The sequence below is a fragment of the Streptomyces sp. NPDC001599 genome (assembly GCF_042893535.1).
Classification (GTDB): Bacteria; Actinomycetota; Actinomycetes; order Streptomycetales; family Streptomycetaceae; genus Streptomyces.
On the sequence record NZ_JBIAVA010000010.1, the window covers coordinates 127,244 to 151,477 of the forward strand.

Below are 24,234 nucleotides of genomic sequence, written 5' to 3' on the forward strand. Positions count from 1 at the left end.
AGCCTGACCGTCCCACTCCAGCCTGACCGGCCCCGTCTGCCGCCTGCGCTGCCCGTGGGTCGAGCGTCGTCCGGCGCCGTGCGCAACCGTCGACGGCGTCCCGCCCGGCCCCGTGCGGCGCCTGCCCCCGTGCCACGCCCGCCCGCTCCCGTGCGCTGCCCGGGCGGCCGGCCCGTCAGCCCTTGCTGACCGCCGTGAGGATTTCCGGCAGCCGCCCGGCCGTGCGCGGTGCGGCCAGTCGCAGGCCCAGCAGCGTCAGCACCGCGCCGTACACCGCGCCGACCGGCAGCAGCACCCAGCCCACGTCCCCGGCGCCCTCGCTCACGTTCAGCCAGATCGTCAGCGCGATCACCGGCGCGCACAGCAGGGCCGCGCCGATCATGCCGCCGAAGATCGAGACCCAGGCCAGCCCGACCTGGCCGGGGGCGACGTTCTTGTACCCCTCCTGCGGGATGGAGTACGGGAAGCGCGCCGACGTCCACGCGCCGGTCGCCAGCATCGCGCCGAGCAGCGCGAAGGACAGGCCGAGCGCCTCGGGCAGGGCCCGCCAGTCGTCGAGCATCGCGGTGGTCAGCACCGTGACGAGGGTGGCGTACGGCAGCGTGATCAGCAGCAGCGCCAGCGCGCGGGCCCGCAGCTCGACGTAGGCGTCCCTGGTCGAGGAGATCGTCATCGCGACCATCCAGAACGCGGACGTGTCCTGCCCGAACTGGTTGTACATCTGGATGCCGAGCATCCCGGCCGCGAAGCAGGCGAAGTAGACCGAGCCCGTGCCCTGCCAGGCGTTGAACACCGGCACGATCAGTCCGATGGCCAGCGAGGTCACCCACGCCGCCTTGGTCTTCGGGTCGCGCCACACATAGCGCAGGGTGCGCTCCATGGTGGTGCCGGTACGGCCCGCCGGCAGCCGCCGGGCGAGTCCGGCCGAGCCGCGCTCGCGCACCGGCCCGGTGTCGCTCTGGAGCGTGGAGCCGTCGGGCGCCGTCATCAGCCGCGTCAGATGCCGCGCCCACACCCGCAGCAACAGCACCAGCGCCGCGGCGGTCAGCGCCAGCTGGGCCAGTGCGGTGCCGTACGACCCGTCGCTCGCCGAGTCCATCGCGCCGACCGCCGACGCGGGCGGAATCCAGCGCACCACGTCGGCCACCGGATCCAGCTCGCCGAGCCCCGACGAGCCCAGCCGCTGCGCGCCGAAATTGACGAGCTGCGCGCCGACCGCGACGACCAGCCCGCTCAGCACCGCGAGATCGCGCCCCTTGCGGCTGGTCAGCAGCCGGACGTTGGCGGCGGCGACGGCCCGCGCGAGGGTCACGCACACCAGCAGCGCGAGGACCGCCCCGACGACGCCGACGGCGTACGCCGCCCCGCCGTGCGCGACCGCGACCACGGAACCGGCGAACACGCACAGCGTGAACAGCGGCCCGATGCCCACCAGGGACGAGGTCAGCAGGGCCCGCACCAGGGGCGCCGGCCGCAGCGGCAGCATCACCAGCCGGGTCGGGTCGAGCGTCTCGTCACCGCCGGGGAAGAACAGCGGCATCACCGCCCAGCCCAGGGCGAGCACCGCGGCGAGCAGCACGACCAGCGAGTCCACGTGCGCGTACCCGCGCAGCGCGATCAGGCCGATCAGCTGGAGCGCGGCGAACAGCAGCACGAGGACGGCCGAGGCGATGTAGGCGGCCCGCCGTCCGCCGGACTGCCGCAGCCCGTTGCGCAGGAGCGACAGCTTCAGCCGTACGAAGACGGACGTGATGGATGAGCCGGAGGGGACCGGCGGGCTCGACGGTCCCTGCGGGACGGGGGCGGCCTGTGTGGTCCGTGTGCTCATCGGGACCCGCCGCCCAGCCAGTCCAGGTCCGACCCGGCGTCCCGGCCGCCCGCACCGACGAGTTCGAGGAACGCCTCCTGCAACGAGGCCGCCCCGCCGCGCACCTCGGCGAGCGTCCCGGTGGCCCGGATGCGTCCCGCGGCCATCACGGCCACCCAGTCGCACAGCGACTCCACCAGTTCCATGACGTGCGAGGAGAAGACGACGGTGGCGCCGGAGGCGGTGTACCGCTCCAGGACCCCCCGGATGGTCTGCGCGGAGACCGGGTCGACGCCCTCGAACGGCTCGTCCAAAAACAGCACTTCCGGATTGTGCAGCAACGCGGCGGCCAGGCCGATCTTCTTGCGCATGCCGGTCGAGTAGTCGACGACCAGCTTGTGCTGGGCCCCGGCGAGGTCGAGCACGTCGAGGAGCTGGGTGGCCCGCTTGTCGACCTCGTCGCCGGGCAGTCCGCGCAACCGGCCGGTGTAGCCGAGCAGTTCCCGCCCCGACAGCCGCTCGAAGAGCCGCAGTCCCTCGGGCAGCACCCCGATCCTGGCCTTCACCTCGACCGGATCGCGCCACACGTCGTGCCCCACGACCTCGACCGTCCCCTGATCGGGGCGCAGCAGCCCGGTCACCATGGAGAGCGTGGTGGTTTTCCCGGCCCCGTTGGGCCCGACGAGCCCGATGAACTTCCCGGCCGGCAACTCCAGATCGATCCCGCCCACGGCCACCTGCTGCCCGAACCGCTTCCAGAGCCCCTGAACCCGCACAGCGCTGTTGCTCACCACGTCTCCCTCCGTCAACTTCGCACCCTACGGTGGGAAAGCGCCCCGAAGGGGTGGCGGGACTGTGCGGGACATGCGGCTGCGCCGCGTGGGCGCGAGCAACCAGGTACTACCCGCAGCCGCCAGGGAGACAACAACCTGGCAGACGAACAGGCGCCCCTAACGATCCCGACCGCAGGCATAGGTCAACGCCGAGATCAGCTCCTCCACATCCGGCAGCCACCGGTTCACCGCGGTCGGCCGGCAGGCCCACTGCACGGCACCGCACGTCCCGACCCGCGTCGGCGGCGCCGCCACGTACGACCCCTCCCCGAGCACGGCCAGATCGAGGGCCCGGGGTGCCCACCCCAGACGCCGTACGAGATCGGGCACCTTCACCCCCGCACCCGGCAGAACGAAGAACCGCATCCGCCGGTCCGGCGCCAACGTCACCGGCCCCAGCGTCAGCTCCATCCGCTGCATCCGCGCCAGCGCCAGGAATCCGGCGGTCTCCGGCACGTCGATCGCGTCGAACGTCCGCCCCGTGGGCAGCAGGATCGACGCCGACTGCTGCTTCTGCCACATCCGCCGGGCGACGGTCGCGCTGCCCGTCGCCTGCGCCGCCCAGTCCTCGCGCGCCGGGTGCGCGCCCGGGGCGGCGCACGCCGGGTCCCCGCAGGAGCAGCGCTGCACCCCGTCGCCGGGCACCAGCCAGGTGCCGGGAAACACGTCCCAGTGACGCTCCTCGGCGTAGCGAACGGCGGTCTCCAGCAGCGACGTACCGCGCTGCTGCGGGATCTGGGCGGCTTCGGTGCCGGGGATGGTCTCTTCCACGTGGAACTCAACTCCCGGGCTCACCAGGGGTTACGGGGGTGGTGCGCGCGGGGGCGGTGCATCGGCACGGCATTCGGGGCGCATGGGTGCATACGTGGGGGCGCGCAGGAGGATTCACCGCGGGAGCTGGGTAGCCAGGACTGGGGCCGGCACCGGCCGTTACCCCGGCAATCCTCGCAAGCTTCGCAAGTCTCGCATTGTCGGCACATCGACGGGGCATTGATCTTCACGGGCCGGATCCTCTTCGTCCAACGATCCGCCGGGACAGCACCGAAACCGCATGAGACCGCATGAGACCGCATGGGGGTTACGCCATGGCCGCAAGGCCTCTCGTCGCGCGGCAGCCGAACGAACGACTGCAGGCGCTCATTCAGGAAGCGGGCTGCTCGAACGCAGGGCTCGCCCGCCGGGTCAACGTGTGCGGGGTCGAGCACGGTCTCGACCTGCGGTACGACAAGACCTCCGTGGCCCGCTGGCTGCGCGGACAGCAACCGCGGGGCCGGGCACCGGCGATCATCGCCGAGGCGCTCGGACGCAAGCTCGGCCGCACGGTCACGATCGACGAGATCGGCATGGCCAACGGCAAGAACCTCGCGTCCGGCGTCGGCCTCCAGTTCTCGCCGACGGTACTGGGGGCCATCGAGCAGGTCTGCGAGCTGTGGCGCAGCGACGTGGGGCGCCGGGACTTCCTGTCCGGTTCCTCCGTCGCCGCCTCGGCGCTCGTCGAGCCCAGCCGGGACTGGCTGATTTCCGCCCCCGATCCCCAGGTGTCGCGTTCGGCGGGACCGCGGGTGGGCCAGTCCGACGTGGCGGCCGTGCGGGCGATGACACAGGCCCTGACGGACCTGGACCACCAGTACGGGAGCGGGCACGTGCGCCCGGTCCTCGTGCACTACCTGAACAGCGTGGTCTCCGGGCTGCTGGCCGGCTCCTACCGGGAGGCGGTCGGGCGGGAGCTGTTCGCCACGGTCGCGCGACTGACCGAGCTGGCCGGATACATGGCCGTCGACACCGGCCAACCCGGTCTCGCCCAGCGGTACTACATCCAGTCGCTGCGACTGGCGCAGGCGGCCGGGGACCGCGGCTACGGCGGGTACGTGCTGGCCGCCTCCATGAGCCACCTCGCCGCGCAGCTCGGAAACCCGCGCGAGATCGCCCAGTTGGCGCGGGCGGCGCAGGAGGGCGCACGCGGGCGGGTCACGCCGCGCGCGGAGTCGATGTTCCACGCGGCCGAGGCCCGCGGCCACGCGCTTCTGGGCGACGTCCGGGCGGCCCACGAGGCGGCCGGGCGGGCGGTCGGCGCGATGGAGTCGGCCGATCCGGCCGCCGGGGACGACCCGGTGTGGATCGCGCACTTCGACGAGGCCTACCTCGCCGACGAGTTGGCGCACTGCCACCGGGACCTCGGCCAGGCGGACGCGGCCGCCCGGTACGCACGGCAGTCCCTGGACGGGCACCCCGAGTCGCGGGCGCGCAGGCGGGCCATCGGCCATGTGTTGTTGGCCACGGCACAGGTGCAGCAGCGGGAGATCGAACAGGCCTGCAACACGGCGACGAAGGCGGTGGAACTCCTGGAGACCCTGCGCTCGAACCGGGGCGCCGAGTACCTGGACGACTTCCAGGCCCGGCTCGAGCCGTACCGGGAGGAAGCGGTGGTCAGGGAGTTCGGTGCCCGGCTCGATTTGCAGGCCGCCGCGTGAGCGGACGGGCGCGGAATGAGTGAACACGCGTGAAACTTCGCCGCGGTGAGCGGAAAGCTGCATCAACAGCGCGCCGCGGCCTGGTTTTGTTACTGCTTTCACAGGGAAGGAGTTGACGCCCCGGGCGGCGTGGCAGTGGGCTCGGGGGACCCGGTAGCGTGAGCCGACGATTCCGAAGGTCCCCCATTCGTAGGAGTCCCGGTGACGCAGAGTGGACAGGGCGAGGAGCCCTCGGCGCGGCAAGCGCACGAAGGCATCGTGCTGCCCTCGGACGGTGGCGAGCCCTTGCTGCCCGGTCTGGCCGGCGCTCCCGCCGGCCCCCAGGCCGGTGGCCCGGCATCCGCCTCGGCGCCGCCCGGTGGCCAGGCCTGGGACCGGCCCTGGGGCCCCGAGCAACAGCAGGGTCCGCCCCCCGGCCAGGGCTGGCCCACGCCGCCCGGGGCACAGCCGTGGGGCGCTCCGGAGACCCCGCACCAGCCCGCACCGCCGTCCGCGCAGCAGCCCGCGCCGCAGGCCTGGCCGCCCGCCCAGGGCGCACAGTCACCGGCCCCCGGGGCGCTGCCGCCGCAGGCCGGACCCGGTCCGCTGCCGCCGGAAGGCGCGCGGCCCCCGTCGTACGGGACGCCGCCGGGCGGCGACCAGTCCTACGGCGCGCAGCCGCCGTACGGGCAGCACCAGCACCAGCAGCACCAGCAGCAGCATCAACAGCAGCACCAGCAGTACCCGCAGCACGGCGCGGGTGTCGCGCCGCTGCCGCACGCCGACGAGGGCGCCACGCAGTACATACCGCACATACCGCCGGTCGCGCCGCCCGCTGACGAGGGTGCCACCCAGTACATACCGCCCATCGCGCCCGCGGGGCCGGGCGCGATGCCGCCGGAGAGACCCGCGCAGCCGCACGCCGCCGAGTCGACCCAGTACCTCGGCCAGGCACCGCAGTACCCCGTGCAGGCCACGCCCGCCGCACCCGCGCCCCATCCCGACGCCGAGGCCACGCAGTACATCGCGCCCGTGCCCGGCGGCCCCGCCGGTGCCCCGTTCGGGGCCGGGCCCGGCGCCGACGAGGGCCGTCAGCCGCCCGCCGAGTTCGACAACCTCTTCCGCGGGGCCCCCGGCGCCGACGGCCCGGCCTCGGCCACCCAGCAGATGCCCCGCTTCGACGCGCCCCAGGCGCAGTACCCCGGCGACCCGTCCCTGTACGCCCCGCAGGGCCCGGGCGGCGGCGGTGGCAGGCGGCGCGGGCACGATGACGGCGGCGGCCGCGGCGGCCGCTCCGGTTCCCGGCTGCCGCTCCTCGCGGCCGTCGGCGTGGGCATCGTCGTCGTCGGGGTCGGCGCCGGAGCGATGATGGCCGGCGGGGGAGAGGACGAGGACAAGGGCGGCAACCAGACGGTGTCCGCCACGGCCCCCGCGTCCGGGTCCGCGTCCGCGTCCGCCGAGGCCTCCCCGACGGTCGATCCGGTCCGGCAGCAGGCCGTCGAGCTGGACAAGCTGCTCGCCGAGAGCGGCACCGGACGCACCACGGTGATCAACGCCGTGGGTGACGTGAAGACCTGCGACAAGCTTCCGCAGGCGGCCAAGGACCTGCGGGAGGCCGCCAAGCAGCGCAGCGGGCTGGTCGACAGCCTCTCCAAGCTGTCCGTGGACAAGCTGCCCCGGCACACCGAGCTGACCACCGCGCTCACCAAGGCGTGGCAGGCCTCGGCATCGGCCGACAACCACTACGCGGAGTGGGCCGACCGGACGGCCGGCAAGAAGGGCTGCAAGAAGGGCAAGGCCGCCACCCAGCCCACGGCGGCCACGCGGGCGAGCGGCACGGCCACCAAGGAGAAGGCCAAGGCCGCGGCGCTGTGGAACACCATCGCCAAGAAGTACGGCCTGACCGAACGCCGGCCGACCCAGCTCTGAGCCGGTCCGCCCGGGCGCCCGTCCCGCCGGACGGTCCCCGGGCCCCCGGCCCACGGCCCCCGGGCCCTCCCTCAGGCCACGTCCGCGTTCTGCAGGGTGCGGGTGGTGTCCACGGCGCCGTCGCGGGCCGAGACCAGGCGGCCCTCCCGTACGACCTGGAGGGTGACGTCGGCGTTGACCAGGCGGGGGAAGCCGACCGAGGCCAGCTTGTCGGCGAACGTCCACCGGAGGCCGGGCGTGAGGCCGCCCGTGCCGATCTCCGGGCCGTCGTCGAGGGCCCGGCGGACGGTGTCGGCGCTCACCTCGCCGTCGCCGAGCGACTCGACGACCTGCTGGAGCACGGTGTACGCGATCCAGGTCGTCTGCACCCCGGCGTCGGCCGCGTCGACGTCGTTGTCCCCGAACGCCTGCTCCTTGATCAGCCGCTTCAGACCGTCCCAGGCCGGATCGCTCACCGAGGGGTACCAGCCGGTGACGTACGCCCCTTCGTAGGGTCCGGCCGCCCCGCCGCTCGCGTTGATCGTCGTCTGGTCCACGCTGCCGAGCACGGTCGCCGTCCGGACGTCGGTACGGTCCTCGCGGGCGCGCCGGAAGGAGTCCATGAAGGTGCCGGTGCGGTCCCCGAGGACGGGCACCACGCACCCCGGCTCCGCCTGGTCGCCGCCGCCCCGCGCCAGCGCCCGCCCGGCCTGGTCGTCGTACGCGGTGGCGTCCTCGGCCGCCCGCTGGTCGTGGGACCGCTCGTGCCCGCCCGAGGCCAGCCCCGAGTCCAGCAGCGCGGGCAACTGGTCGCCCGCGATCGTGTCGGGGCGGACCAGCGTGACCGGCCCGCAGGAGTCGGCGAGCGCGCTGCCGAGCCCCGCGAGCAGCGCCGGCTGGCCCCCGTTGACCGGGTACGACAGCGGGCTGGTGAACTCCGTGTTGGTGAGGCCGTACCCGCCGATGTACGGGATGCGGGCGCCTTCGAGGATGGGGAAGAACGAGTCGGCGTACTGGCTGTAGGAGCCCACCACGGCGACCGCGTTCTCCTTGACGGCACGGCGGGCGCACTTCGCGGCGGCCACGCTGTCGTTGTGGTCGTTGCAGGTCAGGACGTTGAGCTTGCGGCCGCCGAGACCGCCCTGGGCGTTGATCGAGCGGGCGTAGGCCCGGGCGAGCGCGGGCATGCCCGGCTTGTTGGTCGCGCCGGTGTCCTGCGGCGCCCAGGTCATGACGGTGATCGGGTCGTCCCCGGAGCCCCCCGTGGCACCGGGGACGACCCCGCAGCCGACGGCGAGTGACGCGCACGCCACCAGCGCGCCCGCGGACAGGGCGGCGGTGCGGGTGGCCCGGGAGCGGCCGCGGGGGCCGCCGGGGGGAGTGCTGCGGATGGGTCGCCTGCCGGTCATGTACCCGCACGATTCCGTCACCCGGCCAACCCGGGAGTGACCTGCGGTCAACACGTGGTGACGCGGAGGTGAATTGCGGGGGCCGGCGGGGCGCGGGGAAGAGGAACGTAGGATCGATGACCGTGCAAGGTTCGGAGAACTCTTCCCGTCGCGGCCGTCGCTCCACCACCATGGGCGGCATGCCACTCAACGACATGCCGTGGTGGCGCTGGCGCAGTCAGGTGCGCTCCGCGCTGCACATGCTCTCCGCCCCCGCCTTCCAGCAGGACGTCTGGCTGGCCGGCGTCGAGGGCTACGGGGACGTCACCGACGCCGTGTACCGCCTGGTGGAGGACACCTGGCTGGACCACTGGTCGGCCGAGAAGTACGTGGGCACGGTCTTCCGCGACTCGCAGGAGGCGGCGCTGGTGGACACCGCCGTGCTGCGGGTCCTGCGGATCATGCACCAGGTCGGGCCGGACGCACCGGTGACCGCGTACCTGGAGCACGCGGACTGGCCGGAGGCGGTGCGGGCGGCGCGCGACGCGCACGTACGGCTGGCCACCAGCGACGGCGAGGACCCGGAGGCGCAGCCGCGCACGCTCGAGGTGCTGCAGATCATGACCCGGTCCGCCTGACGGGACGGCACGCGGTCCGGGAGGCCGGATATGGGACCCTGTGCTGCATGAACGCGCAGTCCTCCGCCGCCGTCCCCTCGGCCGACGCCCCGGCCGACCAGTACGTCCTCACTCTGTCCTGCCCCGACAAGCAGGGCATCGTGCACGCCGTGTCGAGCTATCTGTTCATGACCGGCTGCAACATCGAGGACAGCCAGCAGTTCGGGGACCACGACACGGGTCTGTTCTTCATGCGGGTCCACTTCTCGGCCGGCGAGCCGGTGACCGTGGACAAGCTGCGCGCCAGTTTCACCGCGATCGGTGACGCCTTCCACATGGACTGGCAGATCAACGGGGCCGACGCGAAGATGCGCATCGTGCTCATGGTGAGCAGGTTCGGTCACTGCCTGAACGACCTGCTCTTCCGCGCCCGGATCGGCGCGCTGCCCGTGGAGATCGCCGCCGTGGTGTCCAACCACACCGACTTCGCGGAGCTGGTGGGGTCCTACGATATCCCCTTCCACCACATCCCCGTGACGAAGGACACCAAGGCGGAGGCCGAGGCCCGGGTCCTGGAGATCGTGCGCGAGGAGAACGTCGAACTCGTCGTGCTGGCCCGCTACATGCAGGTCCTCTCGGACGACCTGTGCAAGGCGCTCAGCGGCCGGATCATCAACATCCACCACTCCTTCCTGCCGAGCTTCAAGGGTGCGAAGCCGTACCACCAGGCGCATGCGCGGGGAGTGAAGCTGATCGGCGCGACGGCGCACTACGTGACGGCCGACCTCGACGAGGGGCCGATCATCGAGCAGGAGGTCGAGCGGGTCGGCCACGACGTCACGCCCGACCAGCTGGTGGCGGTCGGGCGTGACGTGGAGTGTCAGGCGCTGGCGCGGGCCGTGAAGTGGCACGCGGAGCAAAGGATCCTGCTCAACGGCCGCCGGACGGTCGTCTTCGCCTAGGGCCCGTCCCACAGGCCCCGGGCGTCGATGGTCGCTTCGGTCACCTGATTCTTGCGAGGAGGCTCAGGCGTTCACGCCGGGGAGGAATCGCATTCGGGTGTTGCGACGCGGAGTGTCGCCGAAGCCCGGATACGGGCGCGCCGCGCCCGTATAACCACCAACATGACCCAAGGCAAAGCGAACGCGTGTGCCTGAGATCGCTGATCGGGGTGGCGGTTGCGGGATCGTCGGGTGTGTGTGCGGCTGTCGTACGTATGGTCCTTCGCAGGGTTCGGGACGGCACGGTGTCCGGGCCGCGGGCCGTGAAGGGGGTGCGAGATGGCGCAGGTGGGGACGGGTGAGAAGGTCGGGCATGCCCGGTACACGTACCGGTTGCGGGTGTCGTCCGCGGCTCGTGCCCTGCTGCTGGTGGAGTGGGGCCGGTGCCGCTGGGTGTGGAACGAGTGCGTCGCCAAGTCCAGGGCCGTGTATCTGCACAACAGGGCGGCCGGTGTGAAGGCCACGTGCGGCCCGGCGCAGCTGGACAGGATGCTGACCGAGGCCCGTTCCCGTACGCCGTGGCTGCGGGAGGGATCATCGGTCCCTCAGCAGCAGATCATCCGCGACTTCGGCCGCTCCCGTACCAAAGCGCACAAGGACATCGCAGCGGGCCTGCCCGTGGGGCGCCGGGCCGGGATGCCGACGTGGAAGACACGGCGTGAGGCGTTGGCGACCCTGAACTACACGCGGCGTGGTTTCCGGCTGAAGGACGGCCGGCTGCACCTGGCTGGCGGGATCGTCGTGACGGTGGTGTGGTCGCGGGAGTTGCCGGCCGAGCCGTCCTCGGTACGCGTGTACCAGGACAGCCTCGGACACTGGTACTGCTCCTTCGTCGTCCCCGCCCAGGTACAGTCCCTGCCCGCGACCGGCCGCGTCCTGGGCGTCGACTGGGGTGTGAAGGAGACCGCGACCACCACGTCCGACGCGCACGACCTGCCGCACCCCTCGCACGGCGGGAAGGCGAAGGGGAAACTCACCCGGTACGACCGGATGATGGCCCGCCGCAGGCCGAAGAAGGGGACGCCTGGATCGAGGGGCTACCGTGCGGCGAAGAAGTTGCGGGGGAAGGCGTACAAGAAGGTTGCGAGGCAGCGTGCGGACACCGGCCGCAAGTGGGCCAAGAAGGTCGTCCGCGACCACGATGCCGTCGCGGTGGAGGACTTCCGGCCGAAGTTCCTGGCCCGGTCGACGATGGCTCGCAAGGCCGCGGACGCCGCCATCGGCGCCACCAAGGCCGCTCTGATCGAGATGGGCCGCAACCACGGGCGGGACATTTACCTGGTCCATCCCGCGTACACCACGATGGACTGCGCGCAGTGCGGAGCGAGAGCCAAGCACGCCCTGCCGCTGGGTGAACGCACGTACGATTGCACCGCCTGCGGAACCACAGCCCCCAGGGACAAGAACTCCGCACGCGTCATGCTCGTCCGGGCTGGTCTCAACCCGGCTGGCGCCGATGGCGCAAGACCTCCTGGAGCGCCGCTCCAGGAGGCAGCCTGAGCCAGGAATCCCCTCCCCCTTCAGGGAGGGGAGGATTCAATCAGCAGGAACGTCAGATCTCGCGCTGGGGCTGGCCGACGGCCTCGCCTACGCGGAGATCGCCAGGCGCCTGGACCGCCTCACCTCGACGATCACGCGCGAGGTGATGCGCAACGGCGGCCCCACCGCGTACCGCGCCGACCTCGCCCACCGGGCCACCGAGCGCCGCGCCCACCGGCGCAGGCAGGCGGCACCCCGGGGGCCGCAGGCGCTCGCGCCGGCCCACGGGCGGGACGCCGAGGCCGTGCGCGAGTACGAGGAGACGCTGACCACCGTCTTCATACAGCAGGGCACGCCGAAGATGATGGCCCGGGTGATGGCGTGCCTCTGCCTCAGCGACACCGGCAGCCTCACCGCGTCCGAACTCGTCCGACACCTCCAGGTCAGCCCGGCGTCCGTCTCCAAGGCGGTCGCCTTCCTCGACGAGCAGGGCCTGGTCCGCCGGGAACGCGACGCGTCGCGCCGCGAGCGCTACGTCATCGACGACGACGTCTGGTACCAGTCCATGGTCGCCAGCGCCCGCGGCACCCTTCTGGTGGCCGAAACCGCACGTCAGGGCGTAGGTGTTCTGGGCTCCGGCACCCCGGCGGCCGAGCGCCTGGAGAGCATCGCCCGCTTCCTCGACTTCATCTCCGAGAGCATCATCCGGGCCGCGGACCAGGCCCGCGAGGTCCTCCACACGACGCCCGCCGCGCACCCGCGGGGCGAGGCTACATCCGGCTCAGACCGGCCGCCGCGAACAGGACGTCCCTGATCGCCTCCCGGTCCCCGACCTGACCCGCCGCCGCCTCCGCCGGAGGCACATGGCCCGCCGCCAGCCGGCAGAACTCCACGCCGTCCAGGGCGACATGCGCCACCTCGTGGTCGGCGGAGCCCACCGCGCCGGGAGAGTCCAGCGGGATGAGCCACTCGCCGCCGCCCGAGCCCTCGATCTCCAGCCGCAGGCTGCGCCCCGGCTCACCCGCGGCGACCAGGTGCGGACCGCCGCCGGGCGTGGCCAGACCGGCCCGGCGGCGGGCCGCGAGGGCGCCCGGCAGCATCCGGGCGGCGAGGTCGATCATGCCGTTGAGATGGCGCGCGGACGGCGGCTCGTACGGATAGTCCACGGCCTCGGCGATGTCCTCCGCGTGCACCCAGCACTCGAACGCCCGGTCCAGCATCGCGTCCCGCAACGGCAGCTCGAAGTCGCCGTAGGAGACCGGCATCCCGCCCGCGTCGCCGGTGAACGCCACCGTCCGCACGATGCCGTGGCTCTGCTCGCGCCAGGGCGCCCGCACCGCGCGGGTGGGCGGGTAGTGCGAGGCCCGCCAGTACGCCTCCGTGCGGGCGGCCGGTGCGTGGCTGGGCGCGGTGATGTCGCCCAGCGGGTCGTCGAGGCCCAGGCCGACCGCGACCGTGCCGTCGACCGTCAGCAGGTGCGCGATGACCCCGGCGACGGTGGTACGGCGGCTCGCGGCCCCGTCGTCCTCGAACCAGCGCAGCCGGACCGGGGCGTGCCACTCGGCGTCCCCGAAGTCCTGGAGCAGCGCGTCGAGGCGCGCGGTCTCCGCGTCGTAGGAGGCGGCCCACCCGGGCACCGGGATACGGGGCGGACGCCGCTCCAGGCAGCCCTCCAGGACCCGGGTGCGCAGGGCGGGGTCCAGGTCGAGGCTCTCCGGCCGCTGGAGCAGCGTGACGGCCTCGCGCAGGCGCAGTGCCTCGTCGGCGCAGCTTTCGCACTCCCCGAGGTGCTCCTCGACGGCCGCCGCCTCCTGCGCCGAGCAGGCGGCCAGCGCCCACGCACCGAGCAGCGACGTCAGCACCGGGTGCTCCAGCGCGACCGGCGCCGGCTCGGGCAGTGCCCGCCCGCCCTCCTCGACGGAGTCACGGGGCAGCGGTATGCGCGCCCCGGTGCCGGTGCCGGCGGCATCGTCCTCGCCGTTCCCCTCGTTCTCGTCGTACGCCTTCATGCCGCGCCCCCGTACCCGGGCGGAGCCCCGGGCGGGTGCGGGGCGGTGCCGGCGTCGCGGGCGGTGGACAGGAGCTGGAGGCCCAGGCGGAGGCGGCGGCGGGCCTCGTCCTCCGTGACGCCGAGGTCGGCGGCGGTCTGGCGGTAGTCGCGGCGCTGGAAATAGGCCAGCTCCAGCGCGGCGCGCAGGGGAGCCGGCATGGACTGGACGATGTAGTCGGCACGGGCGGCGACCGAGGCGTGCCGCACCTTGGTCTCCAGCTCCTCCGCGGTGCCGGAACCGCCCCGCACGAGGGCCGCGGTCTCGGTGGCGCGCAGCCGCTGGACGGCGAACCGGTGGGTGAGGGTGGCGACCCAGGTCCGCAGCGGGCCCTGCCGGGGGTCGTAGGCGTCGGGATGCTCCCAGACGTGCGCGAAGACGTCGCGCGTGATGCGGTCGGCGGCCCGCTCGTCGTCCAGCACACGGTGCGCCAGGCCGTGCACCAGCGAGGCGAACCGGTCGTACAGCTCGCCCAGGGCGGCGGCCTCCCCGCGCGCGAGCCGCTGCTGCATCTTGCGGTCCCAGCGCAGCGGCACATCCCTCTTCGCCATGCGGTCCCTCCACCCCCTCCTCGGTCCCAGCCTGCGGCCACCCTCTCCCCGAATGTAGTCGGCACGTCCGACAGCGCACGCCCCTTTGTTCCAATGTGCGCCCCCGGACGTCCGGAGGTGATATGCGCCTCCACTACCCTCTATCGTGCGACCAAACTCGATCGAACAGGATCGAAACCGTCTGAAACGAGCCACTTCCGACCGGCCCCCGTTTCCGCCGCGGCGTTTGCGGGAACGGCCGGTGGGCAGGCGCGCCGCCAAGAAGCGTAGGCACGGCTTCCGTTTCGGGTGAATCCCGAAGGTTCCAGACGTTCCGGCGAAGGAAGGGCATGGTGGTGACGTTCAACGTGACCGGCGGCGAGCGGGGCCAGTGGGCCGTGCTCCAGGTGTCGGGCGAACTGGACCTGGTGACGTCACCGGTGCTGCGGCAGCGCGTGCACGACGAGGTGGCGGAGGGGCGGCACAGCCTGGTGCTGGACCTCTCCGACGTCCTGTTCTGCGATTCCAGCGGGGTCGGCGTCCTCATCGCGTCCCGTCGGCTCATCCGGTCCTGCCAGGGCAGGCTGCGCCTGATACTGCCTGCCCAGGGAGCCGTCGACGGCTCCCACGTCAACCGCGTCCTCGGCGCGCTCGGAGTGCGCCGGCTCTTCGACTGCCACCCCGACCTCGCCTCGGCGACCGGGGACGAGTCGCGGCCTCTTTCCGCGTAGGCCGCGTCCGGCGTCGTACGCTCCGGGCGAGACGTACCCCGAACACCGACGTGAGGCGGCCGGAGAGATCATGGTCAACAGCGAGTACGAGCGCAGGATCGCCGCGCGGTTCACCACCTTCGACCAGGACGGCAACGGCCACATCGACCGTTCCGACTTCAGCGGGGCGGCCAAGGCCCTGCTCGCCGAGTTCGGCGTCGCCGCCCGCTCGGACAAGGGCCAGGCCCTCTACGGCGGTGCCGAGGCGCTCTGGCAGGGCCTGGCCGGCATCGCCGACCGGGACGGCGACCAGCGCATCACCCGGGAGGAGTTCGTCACCGGAGCGGTCAAGCGGCTGCGGGACAAGCCCGACCGGTTCGCCGAGATCGCCCGCCCCTTCCTGCACGCCGCCCTCGACGTGGCCGACACCGACGGCGACGGAGCGGCCACCGTCGCGGACACCGCGCGGGCGCTGACCGCGTTCGGCGTGCCCGAGGACCTCGCCCAGCAGGCCGCCGCCGCGCTCGACACGGACGGCGACGGCAAGGTGGGGGAGACGGAGATCGTCCCGGCCTTCGCCCGCTACTTCACGGTGCCCGAGTAGCGCGTACCGGGGCAGCGCGTACCGGGGCAGCGCGTACCGGGGCTGCGCCTATCGCGGCGGCGTCCGCCCGGGTGTCGTCGATCGTGGCAATTGGGCATCACAGAGCGTTGATACCGGGTTGTGTCCGCCGAGTCGCCCGTTACGGCCCGGAGTCGGTGCCACGCTCCGGTACCTTGTGTGGGATGCGAGTGGTCCCGAGCGCCAGCCGTGCCGGAGTTGCCCCTGGGGCGGCTCCGGAACCGGCGGTGTGCGCCTTGCCCCGCAGGGCGGAACGGCCGTCGGCCGCCGCCTGTTCGACTCCTCGGAACGCGCGTCGCACAGTATGCCGCACGCGTACTCCTTCGCGCTGGAATATGCCCGAAGCGCTTGTTGCCGTGACTGTACGTCAACCATGCTGTCCCACAAGGGATTCACGTTCCGTGAACCCTGTCCCGGCCGTTGTTCTGGCCATGCTGGAAATGGCTACGATCGTGGCCCTCATGAGGCGCGAGCCTTGGTGTCCGCCGGTTCGGATGGTGTGAGCGGTGCAGGTGCTTCAAGTGCAGCTGGAGGTCCGTCCAGACCCCTCGGAAGTGGGGCGTGCCCGGCGTTGGGCGCGTACACGGCTCGCCGGATCGGGGATACGGGCCGACGAACCACTCGCCGAGACGCTGGTGCTGCTCGTCTCCGAGCTCGTCACCAACGCCGTGGTGCACACCGGGCGTTCGGCGGTGCTGCGGCTGGTGCTGCCGGGCGCGGTGACCGAGGAGACTCAGGAGGCGACCGTCCGCCTAGAGGTGGACGACGCCAGCGACCGGGCCCCCGTGCCCCGTTGTGCGGGCGGCGAGTCGACGGGCGGCCGGGGCCTCGCCCTCGTGGACGGCCTCGCCGACCGCTGGGGCTGGAGCCGCGAGGGCACCGGCAAGCGCATCTGGTGCGAACTGGACCGGCGCGCCGCGGGCGAGGAGGCCTCGCCCGTCTGCGGGAGCGGCGGCGGCGCGGTGGCGTACGAGGGCTACGCGTACGAAGTGGTGTGACGGCCGTGCGCCGGGGTGTGCTTCCGTGCGCGTCCCCGGCGAAGCGGGACACACATGAGGAAAACTCCCTCGCCGGTTGACGGATCGTGACCGTTTCCTCACGCTTGTAGGCACGATTCGCCGCGAGGGGACGACGAGGGCCCGGTGACGGGGCCCTCGACGAGCGTGAGTCGTGTCGGCGGCGGTTCCCTCGGGGGCGACGGGAGCCGGGCGGGAGCGCCGGAGTCGGGTGGCGGCGCGCGATGCCGTGCTCGGGGCGGACAACGCCGCGCCGCCGGCCGACGAGTCCCGGGACGGATCCCGCTCCTCGCCGCTCGTTCGCCGCTCATTGTCCACAGGCTGTGGACAACTCCGCGCGGAAGGTCCGCCGGTACCCGGTCGGCGTGACCCCGAGCGCCGCCTGAAGATGCTGCCGCATCGACTGGGCCGTGCCGAAACCCGCGTCCTGGGCGACCTGGTCGACCGACAGCGCGGTGGACTCCAGCAGGTGCCGGGCCCGTTCGACGCGCTGCCGGGTGAGCCACTGGCCCGGACTGACGCCGACCTCCTCGCGGAAACGGCGGGTGAAGGTGCGTACCGACATCGACTCCTGGGCGGCCATGTCCCGCAGCTGGATCGGCTCGTGCAGACGGCCGAGCGCCCAGGCGCGGGCCGCCGTCGTGGACGACTGCTGCGGATCGGGCACCGGCCGCTCGATGTACTGGGCCTGCCCGCCGTCCCGGTGCGGCGGTACGACGGTGCGGCGGGCCACCTCGTTGGCGACGGCGGTGCCGTGGTCCCGGCGCACGATGTGCACGCACAGGTCGATCCCGGCCGCCACCCCGGCCGAGGTGAGCACGTCGCCGTCGTCGACGAACAGCACGTCGGCGTCCACCCGCACCTTCGGGAACAGCCGCTGGAAGTGCTCGGCCGAGGCCCAGTGCGTGGTCGCCGGGCGGCCGTCCAGATACCCCGCCGCGGCCAGTACGAACCCGCCCGTGCAGATCGCGACGAGCCGGGTGCCGGGCCGCACGTGGACCAGCGCGGCGGCCAGCTCCCCGGTCAGCACGCCCTCCTCGTAGACCGGGCCCAGCTCGTAGGAGGCGGGGACGACGACAGTGTCGGCGGTGGCCAGTGCCTCGGGGCCGTTCCCGACCAGGATCTCGAAGTCGGCGTCCGTGGCGACCGGGCCCGGCGGCCGGACCGAGCAGGTGACGACCTCGTACAGCGGGCGCCGGTGCTCGTCCCGGGCGAGGCCGAAGATGCGGGACGCGATGCCCAGCTCGAAGGGGAGCAGTCCGTCGAGCGCGAGGACGACCACACGGTGCGGACGGTCGGCGGCGCCGGGGGTGCTGCGGATGTCGGGGGCCATGACCCGATCCTATGGCCCGATCCTAGCGAACGGTGTCCTTCGGGCCACTCGCCCGAGTGGGACCCGCTGCGGAGACTCATGACGTGACGCAGACAACCGACGCAGCCGCAGCCGCAGCCGCATCCGCATCCGCATCCGGGGAACAGTCGAAGCCCACCCGGCCGGGCCGTCGCACCCGGGCGCACCGCGCCTGGTGGGTCGCCGCCGTCACCTTCGTGACGATCATCGGCGCCGCGGCCTTCCGCTCCCTGCCCGGCATCCTCATCGACCCGCTCCACCAGGAGTTCGGCTGGTCGCGCGGCACGATCGGGGCCGCCGTCTCGGTCAACCTCGCGCTCTACGGTCTGACCGCGCCCTTCGCCGCCGCGCTGATGGACCGCTTCGGCATCCGGCGGGTGGTCGCCGTCGCCCTGATGGTGATCGCGCTCGGCTCGGGCCTGACCGTGTGGATGGACTCCGCCTGGCAGCTCATCCTGTGCTGGGGCCTGCTGGTCGGCCTCGGCTCCGGCTCGATGGCCCTGGCCTTCGCCGCCACCGTCACCAACCGCTGGTTCACCGAACGGCGCGGCCTGGTCACCGGCGTCCTCACCGCCGCGTCCGCCTCCGGACAGCTGGTCTTCCTGCCACTGCTGTCCTGGATCGTCGAGACGTACGACTGGCGCCCGGCGGCCGTCACCGTCGCCCTCGCCGCCCTGGCCGTCGTCCCCTTCGTCTGGCTCCTCCTGCACGACCACCCGGCCGACGTCGGCCAGAAGCCGTACGGCGCCGAGGAGTTCGTACCCAAGCCCGCCCCCGTGCCCGGCGCCGCCCGCCGCGCCCTGACGGTCCTGTTCTCCGCCGTGCGCACCGGACCGTTCTGGCTGCTGGCCGGCACCTTCGCGATCTGCGGCGCCTCCACCAACGGCCTGATCCAGACCCACTTCGTGCCCGCCGCCCACGACCACGGCATGCCGATCACCGCCGCCGCCTCGCTGCTCGCCGTCATCGGCGTGTTCGACGTGGTCGGCACGATCGCCTCCGGCTGGTTCACCGACCGCTTCGAGCCGCGCCGCCTGCTCGCCGTGTACTACGCCCTGCGCGGCGTCTCCCTGCTCTTCCTGCCCATGCTGCTCGCGCCGAGCGTCCACCCGCCGATGATCTTCTTCATCGTCTTCTACGGCCTCGACTGGGTCGCCACCGTCCCGCCCACCCTCGCCCTGTGCCGCGAGCACTACGGCGAGGACAGCGCGATCGTCTTCGGCTGGGTGCTGGCCTCCCACCAGGTGGGCGCCGCCCTCGTCGCCTTCCTCGGCGGCGTGGCCCGCGACCGCTTCGGCTCCTACGACGTGGTCTGGATCGCCTCCGGCGCCCTGTGCGCGGCGGCGGCGCTGATGGCGCTGGTGATCCGGCGGCGGCCGGTTCCGGTGGTCGCGGTGGCCTGAGCGGACCGTAGGGTGCGGGTATGGGGCGGGAAAGGGTGGGGGAGCCCGGCGGTCGTCAACGGCCCGCCCGGCAGAACGACGACTGGAACCGGGCGATCGCGCTGTGCGCGGGGCAGGCGCCGCTGGTGTGGCTGGCGTGGTGGTTCGCCAGGGAGGCGGGCCGGGACGACTACGACTACGGGGGCGGCGGCTACCTGGGCATCCTCTGCGTGCCGTTGCTCCTGCCGTTTGTCGGACTCCTCCACGCGGCCGTGCAGATCGCGCCCGCCGCCGCCCTGGCCCGCCTGCGGCCCCGCACCTCGCCCGGCCCCGAGTGGGCCTGGCACCTGGCCGGGTCCGTACTGATGGGAGCCGGCTGGTCGCTGCTGGGACGCGTGCTGTGGGGGTGGCCGGTCGGCGACACCCTCCCCTGGTTCGCCGGGGTCGGCGTCCTGCCGGTGCTGGTCCTCCGCTCACTGCGCGGACGACCGTGGGGAGGATGCGGCGTCTGGCTCGGTTCGGCGGGCGCGAGCGTCGTCCTTCTCGTGGTGTGCGGAGTGTCGGCGGCCTCCCTGGCCGACGGCTACGAGCCCCCCGCGCTCTCCGACGCGCAGCTCGCCGGGGAGTGGCGCGGAGACCACGGGGCCGTGCTGCGGCTGGCCCCGGGCGGTCGGGCCGGGCTGACCCGGGTCCCGGCCGAGCCCCACTTCGGAACCGACGGGGACTACACCACGTGCAGTGGCACCGGCGCCTGGACCCGCGGCGTGAACGGCGACCGTGAGGGCGTCCTCGTGCGCCTCGGCGGCGAGTGCGGCGAGCAGACGCTCTGGACGATCGGCGGCACCGAGCGCGAACCCGAGCTTTTCGTGCGGTTCGGCGACCCGGACGCCGGTGACCTGATGATCCTCACCCGGAGTTAGCCGGGCAGCCGCGACACCCTTCCCGCCCCCCTCTTCGCCACCGCCCCGGCGATCCGCTCCGCGTCGATCGCCAGCTCGCGGAGCATGCCGCTGATGGGGTTGGTGAAGCCGGTGAAGTACAGGCCGGGCGCGGCGGCCGGGGTGCGGCCCCCGTGGGCGACCGGTCGCCCGGTGCCGTCGAGGACGCCGAGGTGCCCGACCAGCCCCTCCAGGCCCCGCCGGTACCCCGTGGCCGCGATCACCGCGTCCGGGGCGATGCGGGTGCCGTCGGCCAGCAGCACCTTGCCGTCCTCGAAGCCGTCCATCGCGGCGACGACCTCCACCCGGCCGGAGCGCACCGCGTCGATCAGGCCCACGTCCTGCACCGGGATGGCACCCTCGGCCACCCGGCTGTAGAGCCCGGTGCCGGGACGCGGCAGCCCCTGCGCCGACAGGTCGGGCACGCTGATCCGGGCGAGCGGCCGGGCCAGCCGGTCCACCAGCGCGACCGGCAGCCGCCGGCACAGCACACCGGTGTACTGGGCGGCCCACCCGGCGGTCGAGCGGCGGACGATGTGCGGTGCCGTGCGCACCGCGAGCCGCACCCGCGCGGCCCCGCCCTCCACCAGGTCCACGGCGATCTCGGCGCCGGTGTTGCCCACCCCGACCACCAGGACGTCCCGGCCGGCGTACGGGGCCGGGGCGCGATACTCGGCGGCGTGCCGGAACTCGCCGGTGTACGTGTCCCGGCCGGGCCAGTCCGGGACGCGGGGGGTGTGGTTGTAGCCGGTGGCGACCACCACCGCGGCGCCGGTCAGCTCCCGGCCCCCGGCGGCGTGCAGCAGCCAGCCGGTCCCGTCGGGCGCGCGCTCGACGCGGAAGACCTCGACGCCGGTGACGATCTCCAGCTGGTGGTACTCGGCGTACTTCTCCAGGTACCGCACCACGTCGTCCCGGGCCACCCACCGTCCGAAACGGCGCGGGATCGGCAGGCCGGGCAGCGCCGACAGCCGGCGGGTGGTGTGCAGCCGCAGCCGGTCGTAGTGGCGCCGCCACGAGGAACCGACGTGGTCGGCCCGCTCCAGGACCACGGCCCGCAGACCACGGGCGCGCAGCGCCTGGGCGACGGCGAGACCGCCGGGACCGGCGCCTATGACGTACACGGGACGGTCCGCGGGGTGGGCGGGCCGCTGCGGTTCAGCGGACACTGTGGAGTCGGCCATGCGGCGAGCGTAATCGCGCCCCCGGTTGATGGGTCTCGGTCAAGACCGGAATCGGTTGCGGATCGGTCACGACCGGGACGGGTGGGCTTGAATGGCCGGATGGCCCACACACCGATGTACACCCTCGGCCCCGCCCTCCTCTCCCGTACCGGACCGCGTGGACACGGCCTGCGCCTGGGCGCCTGGGACGCCGCCTCGGACGCCGACGCCCAGACGTGGCTGCGCGGCCACCTGGACCCCGACTTCCGGCGCTGGAACACGCCGCTGAAGCTGTGGACCGACCTTGCCGGGGCCCGCGAGTCGCTGCGCGGGCGGGCGCGGGACGCGGCGGACGGCAGGTCGGCGTCGTTCCGGATCACCGACGACGCGAGCGGTACGACGCTGGGAGGAATCGGTCTCGGCGAGATCAGCCGGCAGCTGAAGACGGCCCGGGTCGGCTACTGGGTGCTCCCCGAGGCACGGGGCCGGGGCGTCGCCACCCGGGCCCTGCTCCTCGCCTCGCGCTGGGCCTACGCGGAACTCGGCCTGCACCGCCTGGAACTGGGCCACGCCGTGGGCCACGACGCCTCCTGCCGGGTCGCCGAACGGAGCGGCTACGTCGCCGAGGGGACCCTGCGCGAGGCGATGTTCGAGGCGGGCCGGCACGACGCGTTCCGGGACGTGCACCTGCACGCCCGGCTGGCGACGGACCAGGAGCCGACGCCGCCCGACGCGCGCTGAGCCCGGCACACGGAGTACGGCTCACGGAGCCCGGCACACGGAGTACGGCTCACGGAGTACGGCTCACGGCCACAGCAACCGCCGGTCCCAGCCCTCCTCCTCCGTCCGCCGGTAGGCCAGCCGGACGTGGCGCCGGCGGGCCTCGCCCTGGAAGAACTCCACCTCGTCGGGGCGCAGCCGGTACAGCGTCCAGGACGGGACCGGGGCGTCCGGTTCCCGCTCGGCCCGTTCCCAGGCCGCCCCGGAGGCGCGGGCCAGTTCGTCCGCCGAGCCCAGCTCCGCGCTCTGCCGGCCGGTCAGCGCGGCGGCCAGTGCGCCGGTCGAGCGCGCGTGCAGGTCAGCCCGCGCCTCGTCGACCGGGGCGACGGTCACCGGTCCGCGCAGCCGCACCTGGCGGCCCAGCACCGGCCAGTAGAAGACGAGGGCGGCGTACGGGCGGGCGGCGAGGTGGCGGCCCTTGCGGCTGTCGGCGTGGGTGGCGAAGGTCCAGCCGTCCGGGTCCGCGCCGTGCAGCATCACGATGCGCGCGTCCGGCAGGCCCTCGGCGTCCGCCGTCGCCAGCGACACCGTGTGCGGCTCGCGTTCGCCGGCCGCGACCACCTCGGCGAACCACCGGGCGAACAGCTCCAGCGGGTCGCCGGGCGCGTCGGCCGGGTCGAGGGACGGCAGTTCGGTGACCGCGGGGTCCCACACCCGCAGCGACCTCAGCAGCTCGTGCAGATCGGTTCCCATGCCTGCCCGGGGCTCACACGGAGCCGAGGTCGGAGGAGACCCAGCGTTCGGGGCGCATCCGGACGACGACCTGTTCCCCGTGGTTGGCCGAGGCGAAGGCGACGTAGCCGTCGACCTTCTCCGCCGGGAGGTAGCGCGCGGAGATCTCCCGCAGGTGTTCCTCGGTCGCGGTGACGGTCTCGACGACCGGCCCCTCCACCGACACGTAGCGGATGGTGGGCTCCAGCCGGTCGACCATCAGCGAGAACCGGCCCGCCTTGCTGATCAGCCGGTTCTTGCGGCTGTCGAGGCCCGTCATGATCCACACCTCGCCGCCGGGCGCGTACTGGTACCAGATCGGCACGGTCAGCGGGGCGCGGCCCGCGCCCGCGTCGACGGCGAGCGCGGCGATGTGCGGCTCGGCCAGGAACGTCTCACGCTCTTCGCGGGTCAGGGCCACGGCGGTCTCCTCCGACGGATGCGGATGCGGATGCGGATGCGTGCGGGTACGGATGCCGGGCACAACGTCGGCCGGGCGGGCGGTTGTTCCCCGGCCGGGGCCGTCACGGGTGTCGAACTTCGAGGCGCTGGACGTGGTGCCGGTGCGGCCGCGGGGCCGGGGCACGGTCGCCGAGTTCGAGCGGTCGGCCGACGGGGGCGAAAAGGCTGGAGGTGCGAAAGGCTGGAGGTGCGGAGGTGCGGAGATGCGGAGGTGCGGAGATGCGAGGTGCGACGGGCGGCGACGCGACGCGGCGGGGATGACAGGCTGCCGCGCGGCGTACTACTTGGCGGGCTTCTTTCCGGTGATGCCGAGATACGTCAACAGGGCGAGATGAGGCTTGAGTTCAGCCTGTTTCACGCCCCACGAGGAGAAGCCCTTCTGGTGCGAGGCGGCGGCCGCGAGCATGACGACGAGTGACCCGGCGATCGCCGCGGGGTTCACGTCCTTGTCGACCTTGCCCTTTGCCTGGAGATCGGCGACGGAATCCGTGAGGGGTGAATTCACCGAGTTAAGGATCTTCATGCGGATTTTGGCGAATCGCTTGTCGCCCTCGGCCGCGCCGAGATCCACCACGCGCAGAATGGCGTCGTTCTTCCGCCAGAACTCCAGGAATCCGTCGACGAGTTCCTGTGCCGTCTGCCAGCCGGCCTTGCCGACCCACGAGCGGCCCGCCGTCAGCTCGGCCAGCGAGGAACTCTCGGCGGCCATGCGCTCGGCGATCTCCAGTACGGCGCCCTCGACGTCCGGGAAGTACTGGTAGAAGGTCGCGGGCGACGTGCCCGCCTTGCGGGCGACATCGATGACTTTGACATCGCGATAGGGGGAGGAGCTGAGCATTTCGCTGAGGCAGTCGAGCAGTTTCTGCCTGGTCGCCTGCCCACGCCGACCGGCCACGCGGCCGTCGACGGTACGCACTTGTCCTGTCATGCCGTCAGCTTACCGACGGGTGATCCGAGCGCGATTCGGCCGACTGCAAATGGGGTGCGGGACGGGAAAGTGACTGGTGTGCCTGGTCTGCGCGGTGCGGGTGACGCGGT

General features: G+C 73.1%; 22 protein-coding genes and 2 pseudogenes. 13 read left to right on the forward strand and 11 right to left on the reverse strand.

What is annotated here, in order from left to right:
- Positions 1 to 175: 175 nt before the first annotated feature.
- The 3 genes from ACFYZ3_RS25150 to ACFYZ3_RS25160 form a co-directional block, all read right to left on the reverse strand.
- On the reverse strand, positions 176 to 1,828 hold the full coding sequence (locus tag ACFYZ3_RS25150; RefSeq protein WP_388521845.1) for a transporter: 1,653 nt from the start codon (positions 1,826 to 1,828) through the stop codon (positions 176 to 178).
- Entirely contained in the window at positions 1,825 to 2,616 is a 792-nt protein-coding gene (locus ACFYZ3_RS25155) for an ABC transporter ATP-binding protein (RefSeq protein WP_388521847.1), read from the reverse strand. Before ACFYZ3_RS25155 ends, ACFYZ3_RS25150 begins: the two co-directional genes overlap by 4 nt.
- 141 nt (positions 2,617 to 2,757) lie before the next feature.
- Positions 2,758 to 3,411, reverse strand: coding sequence for a bifunctional DNA primase/polymerase (locus tag ACFYZ3_RS25160; protein ID WP_388521849.1), 654 nt, complete (start codon positions 3,409 to 3,411; stop codon positions 2,758 to 2,760).
- A gap of 314 nt (positions 3,412 to 3,725) precedes the next feature.
- Here ACFYZ3_RS25160 and ACFYZ3_RS25165 point away from each other — a divergent pair, with 314 nt between their 5' ends.
- Positions 3,726 to 5,111: a transcriptional regulator gene (locus ACFYZ3_RS25165; protein WP_361012999.1), complete on the forward strand. Its 1,386-nt coding sequence runs from the start codon at positions 3,726 to 3,728 to the stop codon at positions 5,109 to 5,111.
- Positions 5,112 to 5,312: 201 nt separating this feature from the next.
- The gene (locus ACFYZ3_RS25170) at positions 5,313 to 7,019 is read left to right on the forward strand and encodes a hypothetical protein (protein WP_388521851.1); all 1,707 of its coding nucleotides are present in this window, start codon (positions 5,313 to 5,315) and stop codon (positions 7,017 to 7,019) included.
- Positions 7,020 to 7,090: 71 nt separating this feature from the next.
- Here the strand turns inward: ACFYZ3_RS25170 and ACFYZ3_RS25175 are convergent, their stop codons facing one another.
- Complete coding sequence (locus ACFYZ3_RS25175) at positions 7,091 to 8,407, reverse strand: ABC transporter substrate-binding protein (RefSeq protein WP_388521853.1); 1,317 nt, start codon at positions 8,405 to 8,407, stop codon at positions 7,091 to 7,093.
- A 116-nt stretch (positions 8,408 to 8,523) separates the two neighbouring features.
- Here ACFYZ3_RS25175 and ACFYZ3_RS25180 point away from each other — a divergent pair, with 116 nt between their 5' ends.
- The 5 genes and pseudogenes from ACFYZ3_RS25180 to ACFYZ3_RS25200 form a co-directional block, all read left to right on the forward strand.
- Positions 8,524 to 9,024, forward strand: coding sequence for a hypothetical protein (locus ACFYZ3_RS25180; protein WP_388521855.1), 501 nt, complete (start codon positions 8,524 to 8,526; stop codon positions 9,022 to 9,024).
- A gap of 47 nt (positions 9,025 to 9,071) precedes the next feature.
- A complete protein-coding gene (purU, locus tag ACFYZ3_RS25185; RefSeq protein ID WP_388521857.1) occupies positions 9,072 to 9,965 on the forward strand; it encodes a formyltetrahydrofolate deformylase in 894 nt (297 codons plus the stop codon).
- A 318-nt stretch (positions 9,966 to 10,283) separates the two neighbouring features.
- Positions 10,284 to 11,504 (forward strand): RNA-guided endonuclease InsQ/TnpB family protein, encoded by a 1,221-nt coding sequence (locus tag ACFYZ3_RS25190; protein WP_388521860.1) that lies wholly within the window; start codon positions 10,284 to 10,286, stop codon positions 11,502 to 11,504.
- Positions 11,461 to 11,721: pseudogene (locus tag ACFYZ3_RS25195) on the forward strand (helix-turn-helix domain-containing protein); the annotation flags it as partial. The gene ACFYZ3_RS25190 and the pseudogene ACFYZ3_RS25195, both read left to right, overlap by 44 nt.
- Before the next feature lie 159 nt (positions 11,722 to 11,880).
- Positions 11,881 to 12,297, forward strand: a pseudogene (locus ACFYZ3_RS25200) (MarR family transcriptional regulator); the annotation flags it as partial.
- Here the strand turns inward: ACFYZ3_RS25200 and ACFYZ3_RS25205 are convergent.
- The gene (locus ACFYZ3_RS25205; protein ID WP_388521862.1) at positions 12,254 to 13,492 is read right to left on the reverse strand and encodes a zf-HC2 domain-containing protein; all 1,239 of its coding nucleotides are present in this window, start codon (positions 13,490 to 13,492) and stop codon (positions 12,254 to 12,256) included. The pseudogene ACFYZ3_RS25200 and the gene ACFYZ3_RS25205 sit on opposite strands and share 44 nt — an antisense overlap.
- Positions 13,489 to 14,082 (reverse strand): sigma-70 family RNA polymerase sigma factor, encoded by a 594-nt coding sequence (locus tag ACFYZ3_RS25210; RefSeq protein WP_388521865.1) that lies wholly within the window; start codon positions 14,080 to 14,082, stop codon positions 13,489 to 13,491. Before ACFYZ3_RS25210 ends, ACFYZ3_RS25205 begins: the two co-directional genes overlap by 4 nt.
- A 329-nt stretch (positions 14,083 to 14,411) precedes the next feature.
- Between ACFYZ3_RS25210 and ACFYZ3_RS25215 the strand changes: the two genes are divergently transcribed.
- From ACFYZ3_RS25215 to ACFYZ3_RS25225, 3 genes are all read left to right on the forward strand, one after another.
- Complete coding sequence (locus ACFYZ3_RS25215) at positions 14,412 to 14,792, forward strand: STAS domain-containing protein (RefSeq protein ID WP_356855653.1); 381 nt, start codon at positions 14,412 to 14,414, stop codon at positions 14,790 to 14,792.
- 70 nt (positions 14,793 to 14,862) lie between these two features.
- Positions 14,863 to 15,375 carry a calcium binding protein CalD gene (calD, locus tag ACFYZ3_RS25220; protein ID WP_388521867.1) on the forward strand — a complete coding sequence of 171 codons (513 nt, stop codon included), beginning with the start codon at positions 14,863 to 14,865 and terminating at the stop codon, positions 15,373 to 15,375.
- 539 nt (positions 15,376 to 15,914) lie between these two features.
- Positions 15,915 to 16,391 carry an ATP-binding protein gene (locus tag ACFYZ3_RS25225; RefSeq protein WP_388522246.1) on the forward strand — a complete coding sequence of 159 codons (477 nt, stop codon included), beginning with the start codon at positions 15,915 to 15,917 and terminating at the stop codon, positions 16,389 to 16,391.
- 325 nt (positions 16,392 to 16,716) lie between these two features.
- Here the strand turns inward: ACFYZ3_RS25225 and ACFYZ3_RS25230 are convergent, their stop codons facing one another.
- Positions 16,717 to 17,742, reverse strand: coding sequence for a GlxA family transcriptional regulator (locus tag ACFYZ3_RS25230; RefSeq protein WP_388521870.1), 1,026 nt, complete (start codon positions 17,740 to 17,742; stop codon positions 16,717 to 16,719).
- A gap of 83 nt (positions 17,743 to 17,825) precedes the next feature.
- Between ACFYZ3_RS25230 and ACFYZ3_RS25235 the strand changes: the two genes are divergently transcribed.
- The gene (locus ACFYZ3_RS25235) at positions 17,826 to 19,163 is read left to right on the forward strand and encodes an MFS transporter (protein WP_388521872.1); all 1,338 of its coding nucleotides are present in this window, start codon (positions 17,826 to 17,828) and stop codon (positions 19,161 to 19,163) included.
- A gap of 20 nt (positions 19,164 to 19,183) precedes the next feature.
- Entirely contained in the window at positions 19,184 to 20,062 is an 879-nt protein-coding gene (locus ACFYZ3_RS25240; RefSeq protein WP_388521875.1) for a hypothetical protein, read from the forward strand.
- Here ACFYZ3_RS25240 and ACFYZ3_RS25245 read toward each other — a convergent pair.
- Entirely contained in the window at positions 20,059 to 21,264 is a 1,206-nt protein-coding gene (locus ACFYZ3_RS25245; RefSeq protein ID WP_388521878.1) for a flavin-containing monooxygenase, read from the reverse strand. The genes ACFYZ3_RS25240 and ACFYZ3_RS25245 overlap by 4 nt on opposite strands.
- Before the next feature lie 99 nt (positions 21,265 to 21,363).
- Here ACFYZ3_RS25245 and ACFYZ3_RS25250 point away from each other — a divergent pair, with 99 nt between their 5' ends.
- Positions 21,364 to 21,984 carry a GNAT family N-acetyltransferase gene (locus ACFYZ3_RS25250; protein ID WP_388521880.1) on the forward strand — a complete coding sequence of 207 codons (621 nt, stop codon included), beginning with the start codon at positions 21,364 to 21,366 and terminating at the stop codon, positions 21,982 to 21,984.
- A 63-nt stretch (positions 21,985 to 22,047) separates the two neighbouring features.
- On the opposite strand, the gene ACFYZ3_RS25255 is transcribed toward ACFYZ3_RS25250, so the two are convergent.
- The 3 genes from ACFYZ3_RS25255 to ACFYZ3_RS25265 all read right to left on the reverse strand — a co-directional run bounded on the left by ACFYZ3_RS25255 (position 22,048) and on the right by ACFYZ3_RS25265 (position 24,112).
- On the reverse strand, positions 22,048 to 22,716 hold the full coding sequence (locus ACFYZ3_RS25255; RefSeq protein WP_388521882.1) for a pyridoxal 5'-phosphate synthase: 669 nt from the start codon (positions 22,714 to 22,716) through the stop codon (positions 22,048 to 22,050).
- A 13-nt stretch (positions 22,717 to 22,729) separates the two neighbouring features.
- The gene (locus ACFYZ3_RS25260) at positions 22,730 to 23,155 is read right to left on the reverse strand and encodes a pyridoxamine 5'-phosphate oxidase family protein (RefSeq protein WP_003974563.1); all 426 of its coding nucleotides are present in this window, start codon (positions 23,153 to 23,155) and stop codon (positions 22,730 to 22,732) included.
- 321 nt (positions 23,156 to 23,476) lie between these two features.
- Entirely contained in the window at positions 23,477 to 24,112 is a 636-nt protein-coding gene (locus ACFYZ3_RS25265) for a TetR family transcriptional regulator (RefSeq protein ID WP_356855703.1), read from the reverse strand.
- Positions 24,113 to 24,234: the final 122 nt, after the last annotated feature.